General features: G+C 52.4%; 16 protein-coding genes and 1 pseudogene. All 17 read left to right on the top strand.

Annotated features, from left to right (window positions below):
* Positions 1–154 precede the first annotated feature (154 nt).
* Entirely contained in the window at positions 155–496 is a 342-nt protein-coding gene (locus RTY00_RS09455) for an HNH endonuclease signature motif containing protein (RefSeq protein ID WP_312664241.1), read from the top strand.
* Complete coding sequence (locus RTY00_RS09450; RefSeq protein ID WP_312664240.1) at positions 496–696, top strand: hypothetical protein; 201 nt, start codon at positions 496–498, stop codon at positions 694–696. The genes RTY00_RS09455 and RTY00_RS09450 overlap by 1 nt, the downstream gene beginning before the upstream one ends.
* 152 nt (positions 697–848) lie before the next feature.
* Positions 849–1334 carry a terminase gene (locus tag RTY00_RS09445; RefSeq protein WP_312664239.1) on the top strand — a complete coding sequence of 162 codons (486 nt, stop codon included), beginning with the start codon at positions 849–851 and terminating at the stop codon, positions 1332–1334.
* 6 nt (positions 1335–1340) lie between these two features.
* Positions 1341–2855 (top strand): terminase TerL endonuclease subunit, encoded by a 1515-nt coding sequence (locus tag RTY00_RS09440; RefSeq protein ID WP_312664238.1) that lies wholly within the window; start codon positions 1341–1343, stop codon positions 2853–2855.
* Positions 2855–4129, top strand: coding sequence for a phage portal protein (locus RTY00_RS09435; RefSeq protein ID WP_312664237.1), 1275 nt, complete (start codon positions 2855–2857; stop codon positions 4127–4129). The genes RTY00_RS09440 and RTY00_RS09435 overlap by 1 nt, the downstream gene beginning before the upstream one ends.
* 17 nt (positions 4130–4146) lie before the next feature.
* The gene (locus tag RTY00_RS09430; protein ID WP_312664236.1) at positions 4147–4824 is read left to right on the top strand and encodes an HK97 family phage prohead protease; all 678 of its coding nucleotides are present in this window, start codon (positions 4147–4149) and stop codon (positions 4822–4824) included.
* Between the two features lies 1 nt (position 4825).
* Positions 4826–5983, top strand: a complete 1158-nt coding sequence (locus tag RTY00_RS09425) for a phage major capsid protein (RefSeq protein WP_312664235.1) — start codon at positions 4826–4828, stop codon at positions 5981–5983.
* 34 nt (positions 5984–6017) lie between these two features.
* Positions 6018–6350, top strand: coding sequence for a head-tail connector protein (locus RTY00_RS09420; RefSeq protein ID WP_312664234.1), 333 nt, complete (start codon positions 6018–6020; stop codon positions 6348–6350).
* Complete coding sequence (locus RTY00_RS09415) at positions 6350–6691, top strand: phage head closure protein (protein WP_312664233.1); 342 nt, start codon at positions 6350–6352, stop codon at positions 6689–6691. Before RTY00_RS09420 ends, RTY00_RS09415 begins: the two co-directional genes overlap by 1 nt.
* Positions 6688–7134, top strand: a complete 447-nt coding sequence (locus RTY00_RS09410; RefSeq protein ID WP_312664232.1) for an HK97-gp10 family putative phage morphogenesis protein — start codon at positions 6688–6690, stop codon at positions 7132–7134. Before RTY00_RS09415 ends, RTY00_RS09410 begins: the two co-directional genes overlap by 4 nt.
* Complete coding sequence (locus RTY00_RS09405) at positions 7131–7478, top strand: DUF3168 domain-containing protein (protein WP_312664231.1); 348 nt, start codon at positions 7131–7133, stop codon at positions 7476–7478. Before RTY00_RS09410 ends, RTY00_RS09405 begins: the two co-directional genes overlap by 4 nt.
* A gap of 55 nt (positions 7479–7533) precedes the next feature.
* Positions 7534–8004 carry a phage tail tube protein gene (locus RTY00_RS09400; RefSeq protein WP_312664230.1) on the top strand — a complete coding sequence of 157 codons (471 nt, stop codon included), beginning with the start codon at positions 7534–7536 and terminating at the stop codon, positions 8002–8004.
* A gap of 55 nt (positions 8005–8059) precedes the next feature.
* Entirely contained in the window at positions 8060–8470 is a 411-nt protein-coding gene (locus RTY00_RS09395) for a phage tail assembly chaperone (protein WP_312664229.1), read from the top strand.
* Positions 8471–8493: 23 nt separating this feature from the next.
* Positions 8494–8757, top strand: coding sequence for a DUF4035 domain-containing protein (locus RTY00_RS09390; protein WP_312664228.1), 264 nt, complete (start codon positions 8494–8496; stop codon positions 8755–8757).
* A gap of 33 nt (positions 8758–8790) precedes the next feature.
* Entirely contained in the window at positions 8791–12114 is a 3324-nt protein-coding gene (locus tag RTY00_RS09385) for a phage tail tape measure protein (protein WP_312664227.1), read from the top strand.
* A gap of 2 nt (positions 12115–12116) precedes the next feature.
* Positions 12117–12455 (top strand): phage tail protein, encoded by a 339-nt coding sequence (locus RTY00_RS09380; protein ID WP_312664225.1) that lies wholly within the window; start codon positions 12117–12119, stop codon positions 12453–12455.
* Positions 12452–12718 (top strand): annotated as a pseudogene (locus RTY00_RS09375) (phage minor tail protein L); the annotation flags it as partial. The gene RTY00_RS09380 and the pseudogene RTY00_RS09375, both read left to right, overlap by 4 nt.

Raw genomic sequence — 12718 nt, 5'->3', positions numbered from 1 at the left:
ACACAATGGCTGCGGATTACGCTGTTAGTGATGCTTGTGGTGGTCGCGTTATCTACCCATGCTATTCACTGGTAGATCATGCTGACCTGCCAACAGTCGAGCGACACCCGGACAACGAGCCGAGGACCGAACGAAGAAGAGCGTGGAGGTTGGCATGAACAAAGAGCCACGCATCTATGGAAGCCGATGGGATAAAGCTCGATTGCGATTCCTGCAGCAACATCCTCTATGCGCGATGTGTGATCAGCAGGGAAGAATCACAGCGGCCACAGTCGTTGACCACATCGAACCTCATAAGCTGAAAGACGCGCTTAAGTCCGGCAACCCGCTGGCGATATCGAAAGCACAGCTCTTGTTCTGGGACAAAGGGAACTGGCAGCCACTGTGCAAGCCGCATCACGATTCAACCAAACAGAGAATGGAGAACAGCGGCACTGTCATTGGCTGTGATGCCAACGGCTATCCACTCGACCCGGCGTCTCACTGGAGTAAGTAATGACACAAGACCAACAAACGATCCTGATGTTCAAAGGGCTCATCGCTTCACTACCTGATGAGAGTCAGAAGAAAGTAAAGGATGCCGCGCAATGTATTCGTGATTTGATGGCTTCTTACCCAGACGGCGAAGCGGCTATTGCACTTGGATTGATTGGTGCAGAGCTGCAATGCGATGACCGTGAACATATCACCAAGTGAAATCACCCCCACTTGAAATGATATTGATTCTCATTTGTTGGTGGGGGGAGGGTAAATCTTCAAACCGTTTGCCCTAAATGACCGACGCCTAACTTTTGATTTAACGCTAACCCGATTTTTTCCATTTTTCTAAGAGTCAAAGGTGTTGACAAATGGCAGAAAAAAGAACCCGTTCGGACAGTTCGACTGCGGCGGTTCAGGCCATGCAAAATGCGACAGTGGACACCATCGCGCCCCCGTCCCATGCGGGTTTGGAAAAAAAAGCCGAACCGTTCTGGCATGACAACATCAGATCGAAAGCTCTGGATAGTTGGACGCCAGCAGACCTGCTTGCCGCTGTGGAATTGGCAAATAATCAGCTCTATATAACCGTTTTACGCAAAGATTTACGTAAAGAAGAACGTATCCGTGGTGAAGAGCGTAATGAAGGGCTAATTAAAGACCTGCGTAAGCAAATTACCGAGTTACAGCGAACCATCCTCGCTCAGCGCCGTGATCTGCAAATTCATTCCCACGCTACGAATGGTGAGAGCCGCGACCAGAAAAACCGAAATCAGAATGATCGCGCCGCGCGAAATACAAAAACGCAGCATGCCGATGAAGAAGATAATCTGATCGCTTTCCCCAAACACGGATAACAACTTATGACGCGAGGTGAGCGTGTTATAGCGTTCATTGAGCGCTATTGCATCGTGCCAGAAGGCAATCTTGTAGGTCAGGCCATGCGGCTAGACCCGTTCCAGAAACATTTCATCCTTGATACCTATGACAACCCAGTCGGAACCGACATGGCGATACTCAGTATTGCTCGTAAAAACGGCAAGACAGGTTTGATTGCTGGGATCATGCTGGCCCACCTGGTGGGTCCGGAAGCTAAACAGAACTCCCAGATTGTCAGCGGTGCACTGAGTCGTGAGCAGGCATCAATAGTTTTTGAGCTGGCCGTGAAAATGGTAAATCTCAGCCCTGAGCTTAAAGACATCGTTCACATCACACCCAGTGGGAAAAAACTTATTGGATTGCCCTGCAACGTGATTTACCGCGCGCTTTCGGCGGAAGGGAAAACAACGCACGGCCTGTCTCCAATACTGGCAATCCTGGATGAAACCGGTCAGGTGCGCGGGCCGCAGGATGATTTCATAGACGCGATCACCACGGCTCAGGGCGCTCATGAAAACCCGCTGCTGATAGTTATCAGCACACAGGCGGCAAATGATGCAGACCTGCTGAGCATCTGGATAGATGATGCGGTGAAGTCGAAAGACCCGCATATAGTCTGCCATGTTTACGAAGCACCCAAAGATGCAGACATAAGCCAGCGCGAATCCTGGGTGGCGGCAAATCCGGCGCTCGGAACTTTCCGTTCTGAAAAGGATATGGCACGGCAGGCTGAAAAGGCCGGACGCATGCCAAGTTTTGAGAACACATTTCGCAACCTGAATTTAAATCAGCGCGTATCAACGGTATCACCGTTCATTTCCCGCAACGTATGGGAGATTTGCGGCGGACAGCCGCTTAACACTCCGAGAAAGTGGTATGCAGGTCTGGACCTGTCAGCACGTAATGACTTAACAGCCTTCGTAATCGCCGGTGAATCCGATGATGGGGTATGGGATTTCTTCCCTTACTTCTGGACGCCAGAAAAAACTCTCGAAGAGAGAACTAAAACCGACCGCGCGCCATATGACGTATGGGTAAGAGAAGGTCTGCTGAGAACGACGCCCGGCGCATCGGTGGATTACGCCTTTGTAGTAAATGACATTGCTGAAATCATTGGTGACTTTGACCTCACGTCAATGGCGTTTGACCGCTGGCGCATAGATCAATTCAGGAAGGAAGCTGATGCGATCGGTTTATCGCTGCCGCTTACTGAGTTTGGTCAGGGCTTCAAAGACATGGGTCCGGCTGTAGATACCCTGGAATCACTGATGCTTAACGGGCGCGTCAGGCACGGTATGCATCCGGTGCTGACAATGTGCGCGGTCAATGCGGTGGTGGTTAAGGACGCAGCCGGTAACAGAAAACTCGATAAATCCAAGGCAACTGGGCGCATTGATGGCATGGTCGCGATGACCATGTCAGTTGGTGCGGCTAATGGGGAGGTCACTGAGCAAGGTGGTGACTTTGAAGATTTCATTTTCCGACCGCTGAGCATGTGATGGAAGAACCAAAATACACAATTGACCTGCGAACCAATAATGGGCTGTGGGCAAAACTGCAGTCCTGGTTTGTAGGCGGGCGGTTAGTCACCCCCAATCAGGGATCGCAAACCGGGCCGGTATCTGCACACGGACACCTCGGCGATTCTGCTGTAAATGATGAAAGAATTCTTCAGATTTCTACCGTGTGGCGCTGTGTAAGTCTTATCTCGACGCTCACCGCCTGTTTACCGCTTGATGTTTTCGAAACCGACAAAAGCAATAACCGTAGCAAGGTAGACATGAGCAACCCTTTGGCGCGGCTGCTTCGGTATTCACCAAACCAGTACATGACCGCCCAGGAGTTCAGGGAGGCTATGACAATGCAGCTCTGTTTTTACGGTAATGCTTATGCGCTGGTGGAGCGAAATGGCGCGGGTGACGTGATAAGCCTCCTGCCGCTTCAGTCCGCCAATATGGACGTGAAAATGGTCGGCAAAAAGCTGGTTTATCGCTATCAGCGCGACAGCGAATATGCTGATTTTGCCCAAAAAGAGATATTCCACCTCAAAGGATTTGGCTTTACCGGTCTGGTGGGGCTTTCGCCGATCGCTTTCGCCTGTAAATCAGCGGGCGTGGCGGTTGCGATGGAAGATCAGCAGCGGGATTTCTTCGCCAATGGCGCAAAGTCACCGCAAATTCTGTCCACCGGTGAAAAAGTTCTTACCGAAGCTCAGCGGTCGCAGGTTGAAGAAAATTTCAAAGAAATTGCTGGTGGTCCCGTTAAAAAACGGCTGTGGATTCTGGAAGCTGGCTTCTCAACCTCTGCAATTGGCGTAACACCGCAGGATGCCGAAATGATGGCGTCACGTAAGTTTCAGGTAAGCGAGCTTGCTCGCTTCTTTGGCGTTCCTCCGCACCTTGTAGGTGACGTTGAAAAATCAACGAGCTGGGGAACCGGCATTGAGCAGCAGAATCTCGGATTTCTCCAGTACACGCTGCAGCCCTACATATCACGCTGGGAAAACAGCATACAGCGCTGGCTGATTACGCCGTCCGACGTTGGCCGGTACCATGCCGAACATAACCTTGATGGTCTCCTTCGCGGTGATTCAGCTTCCCGCGCAGCCTTCATGAAGGCGATGGGTGAAGCCGGTCTGCGTACCATTAATGAGATGCGGCGAACCGACAATATGCCGCCTTTACCGGGCGGCGACGTAGCAATGCGTCAGGCACAGTACGTGCCGATTACTGACTTAGGTAATAACAAAGAGCCCCGCGATGTCGGGGCTTAATTTTTATGGGGGCCGTGATGGCTGAGATCGTAAAAACGCTGTCGTTTGATGAGACCGAAATCAAGTTTACCGGCGACGGTAAACAAGGGATTTTCGAAGGTTATGCCTCCGTGTTTAACAACACCGATTCTGACGGCGACATCATCCTGCCGGGAGCATTTAAAAACGCGCTGACCAGTCAGAGCCGTAAGGTGGCGATGTTTTTCAATCATAAAACGTGGGAACTGCCGGTCGGTAAATGGGACAGCCTGGCAGAAGATGATAAAGGGCTGTATGTCAGAGGACAGCTCACACCGGGTCACAGTGGCGCAACCGACCTTAAAGCTGCGATGCAGCACGGCACTGTTGAGGGTATGTCAGTTGGATTTTCAGTCAACAAAGACGATTACTCAGTCGGCACCAGCGGACGCATCTTCAAAAATATCGCAGCGCTACGTGAAATCAGTGTGTGCACCTTCCCGGCCAATGAGCTTGCAGGCGTAGCAGCCATGAAAAGCGTAGATGGCATTGAAACCATTCGTGATGTGGAGAACTGGCTGAGGGATTCAGTCGGACTCACCAAGTCACAGGCAGTTGGGCTAATAGCCCGGTTTAAGTCAGCGATTCGGAGCGAGTCCGGGGGCGACGAAAACGAAGCACAAATTAACGCTCTGCTTAAGAGCATGCAGAACTTCAATTCTAATTTAGGAAAATAACATGTCCGAACTCGCGCAAATTCAGAAAGCCATCGAAGAGTCTCAGTCGAAAATGACACAGCTGTTTGATGCACAGAAAGCCGAAATTGAAAGCACAGGCAAAGTCTCGAAACAGCTGCAGGATGATTTAGCAAAAGTTAACGAAGAGCTGCAGAAGTCTGGCACTCGACTTTTCGACCTTGAGCAGAAACTGGCATCCGGCGCTGAAAATCCGGGTGAGAAAAAATCATTCGCCGAACGCGCAGCCGAAGAGCTGCAAAAATCATGGAACGGCAGTAAAGGCAGTTTTGAAGCCAAAACCTTCAACAAATCGCTGGGTAGTGATGCAGCTTCAGCGGGCAATCTGATCCAGCCGATGCAGGTTCCGGGCATTTTGATGCCGGGCCTGCGCCGACTGACCATTCGTGACCTGCTGGCACAGGGTCGTATTTCCAGTAACTCACTGGAATATGTGCGCGAAGAAGTGTTCACCAACAGCGCCGACATCGTGGCAGAGAAGGCGCTAAAGCCTGAATCTGACATCACCTTCAGCAAGCACACAGCCAACGTGAAAACGGTAGCGCACTGGATTCAGGCATCCCGTCAGGTGATGGACGATGCACCTATGCTGCAATCGTATGTTAACAACCGTCTGATGTACGGTCTGGCGCTGAAGGAAGAGGTCCAACTGCTGAACGGTGATGGTACCGGAGATAATCTGGAAGGTTTGAACCACGTTGCGACGGCTTATGACACAGCGCTGAACGCAACAGGTGATACCCGCGCCGATATCATCGCTCACGCGATCTTCCAGGTGACTGAATCCGAGTTCAGCGCCTCCGGCATCATCCTTAACCCTCGCGACTGGCACAATATCGCGCTGCTTAAAGATGGCGATGGTCGTTACATCTTCGGTGGTCCACAGGCATTTACAAGTAACATCATGTGGGGATTGCCGGTTGTGCCAACTAAGGCGCAAGTAGCGGGCACGTTCACCGTTGGTGGTTTCGACATGGCGTCTCAGGTATGGGATCGCATGGATGCAACCGTGGAAGTCAGCCGTGAAGACCGCGACAACTTCGTGAAAAACATGCTGACCATCCTGTGTGAAGAGCGCCTTGCGCTGGCTAACTATCGCCCGACTGCAATCATCAAGGGCACCTTTGCTTCTGGTTCCTGATGAGGGAGGGCGGGGACACCCGCCCTTATAACGCATGGCGATAGATGTATTAGACGTTTTAAGTCTGAAATTGCTGAAGCAGCAGATTGAGTTTGAGGATGATGATCGCGACGACCTGATCACCATCTACGCTCAGGCTGCTTTTGATTACTGCTACCGCTGGTGCGATGAGCCAGCATGGAAAATTGCTTCTGACATTCCCGCCGCCGTAAAAGGTGCCGTGCTGCTGTGCTTCGCCGATATGTTTGAACACCGGACGGCGCAAAGCGAAGTACAGCTTTACGAAAACGCGACAGCAGAGCGGTTGATGTTTATTCACCGAAACTGGCGCGGGAAAGAAGATATTAAACCGGAGGAAGGTAGCTAATGGAGCCAGGACGTTTCCGTCACCGCGTAACCATTCAGAATTCCCGACATATAACGCTTCCATCCGGTCAGCCAAAAGATGAATGGTTTGATGTGGTTACGGGTTGTCCGGCAGAAGTAAAGGCGATCAGCGGGCGTGAACTTATGACGTCTGGCGCTGAAAAATCTGAAGCAACTATCAGAGTCTGGATGCGCTACCGGGCAGATATCACGGCAGCATCTCGCCTCGTTTGCACAAGTGGACCGCTTAAAGGCTGGGTGCTTGATGTATCTGGCACGCCGGTTCCGAATGCCACAGGTACGCGGCTGGAAATTCTCTGTAAACAGGGGGTGAAAACGTGATCACAACCGACCTCGATTTTTCCGGCCTGGCTGATTTGTCGCGAGACCTTGAGATACTGAGTAAAGCTGAAAGCCGTCAGGTATTACGTCGCGCTGTGAAAGCGGGTGCCGAACTGGTAGCCGAAGAGGTTGCCAACACAGCTCCGGTTCAGACCGGAAAGCTGAAAAGGAACATCGTTGTTCTGTTCGGTAAAGGTGCGCAGGGCACGGCGGTGGCGGGTGTTCACATTCGTGGTGTTAATCCTGATACGGGCAATAGCGATAACAAGATGAAAGCGGCTTCACCGAATAACGCATTTTACTGGCGTTTTCTGGAAGAAGGCACATCAAAGATGTCAGCGAAACCGTTCGTCAGGCCAGCCTTTGACAGTAAACAGGAAGAGGCATCTAAAGCCGCATTCGAAGAGATGCTTAAGGCCCTAGACGAGGTAATGAGCAAATGACCGAATCCGACATCTACCCGCTAATTAGCGGGATCGCCGGTAGTCAGGTTTATCCTTACGTAGTCCCTCTTAATGCTGAGGGTGAACCTTCAGTAAAACCACCCTGGGTAATCTTCACGATCGTAAGTGAAACATACGGCGATACACTGTGCGGACCAGCGGAAGAAAATGGCACCCTGCAGGTTGATGTCTACGCATTGACCACGGATGAGGCAAGAAATATTCGCGAACAGGCGGTGAACGCTTTGTCGGCCCTCATGTTCTCACAGATGCGAAAGCGAAACGGTTACGAGCCTGACACTGGCTTATACCGCGCCACGCTGGAAGTTCAGAGCCAGCAATAACCAACCCCATCAACCATGACCGGCATAAGCCGGTTTTTTTACGCCTGGAGAAAACATGAGCAGCAAATACGAAGTAACAAAGGGGATGACTTTTGCCGTCTCTGCCGCGCCAGTGACTGCTGAAGATTTTACGGACTCCGGTTTTCCCACTGCCAGCGTTAGCTGGCTTGAAGCCGCCTGCGCCACGAAAGAGATCAGCTATACAGGTGGTCAGAAAGGTGACATTGACGTTACCACGCTTTGCTCCACTGAGCAGGAGCAAACGAACGGTCTCGCCGCTCCGGCTGAGATGAGCATTACGCGTAACTGGGTCGGTGATGAAGAGGCTCAACAGGCACTGCAAACCGCCTATGAAAACGATGAGCTGCGCGCGCTGCGCGTTGTTTTCGCATCAGGCAACGGTTTTTATGTGCTGGTTGAAGTGCGTCAGAGCTCCTGGTCTGCGGCCACATCGTCAGTCGTAGGCGCTACCTACTCGCTGCGCGTGCGTGGCAAGCCGAAGACAATTATTGCTTCAGGTTCATAAGCGGCTCCGGCCGCTTTTCTTTTATCCGCAATAACTCGCTCACCGAGAATATGAAATGTCGAATACCGAAAAAACCACCGCATCACCGGCTTCATTACGCGCTCTGGCGCTTGCTCCATCGTCAGGGTTTCGTTCAAAAGTAATTACCGTCCCCGAATGGGATGACGCAAAAGTGATGCTGCGTGAGCCTTCCGGCGAAGCGTGGATGCGCTTTCGAGAAATTATGTCACCGGAACTGGCGGAGGGTGAAACAGAACCCAAGCTAACACCTCAGGAAACGTTTCTTCGCAACAAGAGCGCAGACGTGGTGATGCTCATTGATGTTCTGCTCGATGAGAACGGCGATCGTGTTTTCAGTGATGATGACGAGTCCATTGTTTCCGAAATCTATGGTCCGGTGCATACCCGCCTTCTTAATCAGGCGCTTAAGTTGGGCATCTCACAGGAAACTGCAGAGGCAAAGTAAAAGAGCCGCTGACTTTCTTCCTGATGACTCTGGCGCTGCGCCTTGGGCGAACTCTCAAAGAAATTCGCGAAACCCTCAGCGCCAGTGAGCTGAAAATGTGGATCGCCTATGACCGCCTCAGCCCTATTGGGGACTTTCGCGGTGATATTCAGGCTGCGCAGATTTCCGCTGCCGTAATGAATTCGCAGGGCGCTAAAACAACCATTAGCGATTTGCAGCTGAAGTGGGGCGAAGCCGAAGAAGAGAAAGAAACCAGCGGCCTTGAAGTCTGGATGGCAGGTCTTTAATTACCCGCGCCAGCGGGATTTACAGGGTGAACTATGGCAACGCTGCGCGAACTGATTATCAAAATCTCTGCGAACTCCAGTTCTTTCCAGTCAGAGATAGCGCGCGCCTCACGAATGGGTGCCGATTACTACCGGACGATGGAACAGGGCGGGCGTCGTGCCGCTGTGGCCGCGCGAGAAAGCCAGCGCGCGATTCAGGAGCTGAACGAGCAGTTGGTTTCTACTAAAGAGACCGCGCTGGAAATGACGGGCGTCTTTGCTGGTGCGTTTGCAGCCGGTCATCTTATCGAACTGGCCGATAACTGGAACGCGGTAAACGCGCGACTTAAGCAGGCTTCTCAGTCTACCAGTGAGTTTGCCACCGTACAGAAATCGCTGATGGATATCAGCCAGCGCACCGGCACCGCTTTTGACGACAACGCCAACCTTTATTCGCGCTCTGCTGCATCCATGCGTGAGTTTGGCTACAGCGCGCAGGAAGTACTGAAGGTAACAGAGGCGGTGTCTACCGGTCTGAAGCTTTCCGGGGCAAGTGCTGAGGAAAGCAGCTCCGTTATCACGCAATTCAGCCAGGCGCTTGCTCAGGGCGTGTTGCGCGGCGAAGAATTCAACGCCGTGAACGAATCCGGCGATCGTGTTATTCGTGCGCTTGCTGCCGGTATGGGGGTCGCGCGAAAAGACCTGAAAGCAATGGCCGATCAGGGCCAGCTTACCATTGATAAAGTGGTTCCTGCGCTGACCAGCCAGCTTGATAAGCTGCGGGGCGAGTTCTCATCCCTGCCTGAATCGGTCTCTGGCTCGGTCACTAAAGTACAGAACGCCTTCCAGCAGTGGGTAGGTGAGGCGAATACTACCTCCGGCGTCACGGCGTCACTTTCTGGCGTGCTGGAAGGTGTGGCGAAAAATATCGATTCGGTGGCTACGGTTGCCGGTGCGCTGGTTGCTGTCGGTGCCGCAAAATTCTTTGGAGGTATGGCATCGGGCGCAATCTCTGCTTCTGCCGGTATCGTAACGGCGTATAAGAGCGAAGTAGCACTCACGCAGGCTCAAATCCGTGGCACACAGATTTCAACTGCTAGAGCGCGCGCGGCTGTTTATCGTGCGCAGCAGGCTGTTGCAGCCGCAAGAGGAACCGCGACACAGGAAGCGGCTGAGCGCCGTCTGGCCGCAACGCAGGCTGTGCTTACGCGTAATGTGAATGCGCGAGCCGCCGCACAGGAGCGACTGAACAGCATAACATCAGTGGGTTCGCGGCTTACCAGCGGCGTGCTGGGTCTGGTAGGCGGCATTCCCGGACTGCTGATGCTGGGTGCCGGTGCCTGGTACACCATGTATCAGCGGCAGGAGCAGGCGCGTGAATCAGCGCGCGCGTACATCGAAACGCTGGATGATGTGAGAAAAGCAGCGCCGGGCATGAGCCTGCCGGAAGTTTCCGACACGCAGACAAAAACCCGAACGTCGATGACCGAACAGAACCGGCTGATCGACGATCAAGCCGCAAAGGTTGATAAGCTCAAAACGCAGATTCAGGGCTATCAGCAGATAATGGCAAGCCCGGGCCCCTCCGTTGGTGGTTTCCTCATCAACTATCTGACGAGCGTTGAGGAAGTATCGACCGGCATGCAGCAGGCTACTTCTGAGCTGGCAGTGGAGCAGGCGCGACTTAACCAGATGCAGGAGAAGTCACAGGAAGTTCAGTCTGTGCTGGAGGTGCTTGAAACACGCCGCGTGGATTTAATCAGACAGCAGGCCGCTCAGCAAAACACGGCTTATCAGTCGCTGCTGATGATGAACGGTCAGCACACGGAATTTAACCGCCTGCTTTCGCTCGGCAATGAGTTGCTTGCCACCCGAACCAATCTGGCAAACGCGCCTTTCCGCATTCCTTCGGCTCAGCTCACGTCAAAACAGGCTGATTTGCTGCAAAAATCTGGGCGTGAAAACGAACTGGCTGGTCTTTCCGGCGCTGACCGCGTCAGGCGTCAGGCGGAATATTCGGCTGATGATGCAGGGCTGACCAACACGCCTGAATATACCGAGTCGCGGCAGAAATTCATCAGCAACACTGTACAGGCCTGGCAGAAACAGGAAGACCTGAACAAGTCGCTGCGTGAAGGTAAAAAGGCCATCAGTGAGCAGGAGAAAGAGGAGCGGGCTGCGGCGCAGCAGTCAGAAAACTATGCACGTAAAATGGCCGACCTCAGCGTTGCCATTGAAGTGCAGAAGGTTCGCGCCACCGAAGGTGAAAAAGCATCTGAACTCTACGCGGCATCGCATCAGACGGGTGCTAAATGGACAGAAGAGCAACGCAAAGCTATCCGGGATAATTCGGCAGAGCTTGCCACCTGGACACAGCGTGCTGAAGAGAACGTTCGCAAGCAGCGTGAGCAAACCGAAGCGCTTAAAGATTTGACCGATGCCGCCCGTAAATACCGTGATGACGCCGCGCAGACTACCGACACCGCTGGCATGAGCGATCGCCAGCGGAGCCGATACGACGATCAGCAGCAGGTAGAACGGGTATTCGACAAAACGGATAAAGGTTCGGCGGCTATTGCTGCCCGTCAGCAGGCGCTAGATGACCTCGATAAAAAGTATCAGGCGATTGCCGCATCGGAGTCCGATTGGCTTAACGGTGTGTCGAAGGGCTATCAGAACTGGATGGACGGAGCCAGAGACATATCTGGAACTGTTTCAAGCGGTATAAATTCAACGCTTGATGGTGCTATGGATAACATGACTTCAATGTTAACCAGCAGCAAAGCAGACTGGAAAAGCTGGGGTGTATCTGTCCTGCAGATGATCGCAAAAGTTGCACTTCAAATGGCACTGGTAAACACCGTGAGCAGTATTTTTGGTGCTGTTGCCAGTGGAGTTGGTAGTGCTGCTGTTGGTGCAGCCAGCACTGGCGCATCAGCTGCTGGCAGTGTTGGTGCAATGGGTATGCCTACCGGATATCAATCCTATGTTGCTAATGCTAAAGGCGGTGTCTATGAGTCACCTTCCCTCAGTGCATTCAGCAATAATATTGTCAGATCACCAACAACGTTCGCATTTGCCAAAGGTGCAGGCCTCATGGGAGAAGCCGGTCCTGAAGCGATCATGCCTCTAACCCGTGCCGCTGATGGTTCGCTTGGTGTTCGTGCTGTTGGTGGTGTAAGCGGGGGAGGTACATCGGGAGCACCGCAGGTCTATATCACTATTGATGGCAGTGGGAATGCGTCAACTCAATCATCTGGTGGTTGGGAGCAATTCGGTAGAGAGATCGGCGCTTTCGTTGACATGCGATACAAGCAGAACGTCATGAGAGATATCACGCCGGGTGGTGATATCTGGAATATGGCTAAAGGCAGATAACTATGGCGATTGAGGTTTTTGATTGGTGTCCGCGACTGGATGCTGAAGCGGACACCGCCTTTAGAACCAGAAAAGTGCAGTTTGGTAACGGATACGCACAGGTTGCAGGGGATGGACCGAATCCACGCAGCCAAGAATGGGCGCTGAGTTTTACTGGCAGCGAAGCGTACATTTTAGGCATAAAAGCTTTTCTGGATGCCCACAATGGTACCCGGGCTTTTCAGTGGCAACCGCCATTGGAAAGCGTAGGCCTTTACCGCTGTGAAACATACAAACCCAAGGCGATGGGGAATAAAATATATAACCTCGACGCTACTTTTGTGCAGGCATTTAAACCATGAGTCTGAATAGTAATTATCAGAAACTGGAGCCGGGCAACACCGTTCGCGTTTTCGAAGTGGATGGAACTGCATTTGGCACTGGCGAAGTGCTGCGCTTTCATGCGTATAACATTCCACACAGTGAAGCAGAAATTTTGGCCGCAAAAGGCGATGAATCGAAGCTGCCAGCAAAATCCATTTGGTGGCAAGGTAAAGAATATTCAGCGTGGCCATGCAAAATTGAGGGCATAGAATCATCTACTACCGGCAGCGCGGCACAACCA

The organism is Pantoea sp. CTOTU49201 (assembly GCF_032054795.1).
Classification (GTDB): domain Bacteria; phylum Pseudomonadota; class Gammaproteobacteria; order Enterobacterales; family Enterobacteriaceae; genus Pantoea; species Pantoea symbiotica.
The sequence above is the reverse complement of the archived record's forward strand: the minus strand, read 5'-3'. Positions and strand labels throughout refer to the sequence as shown.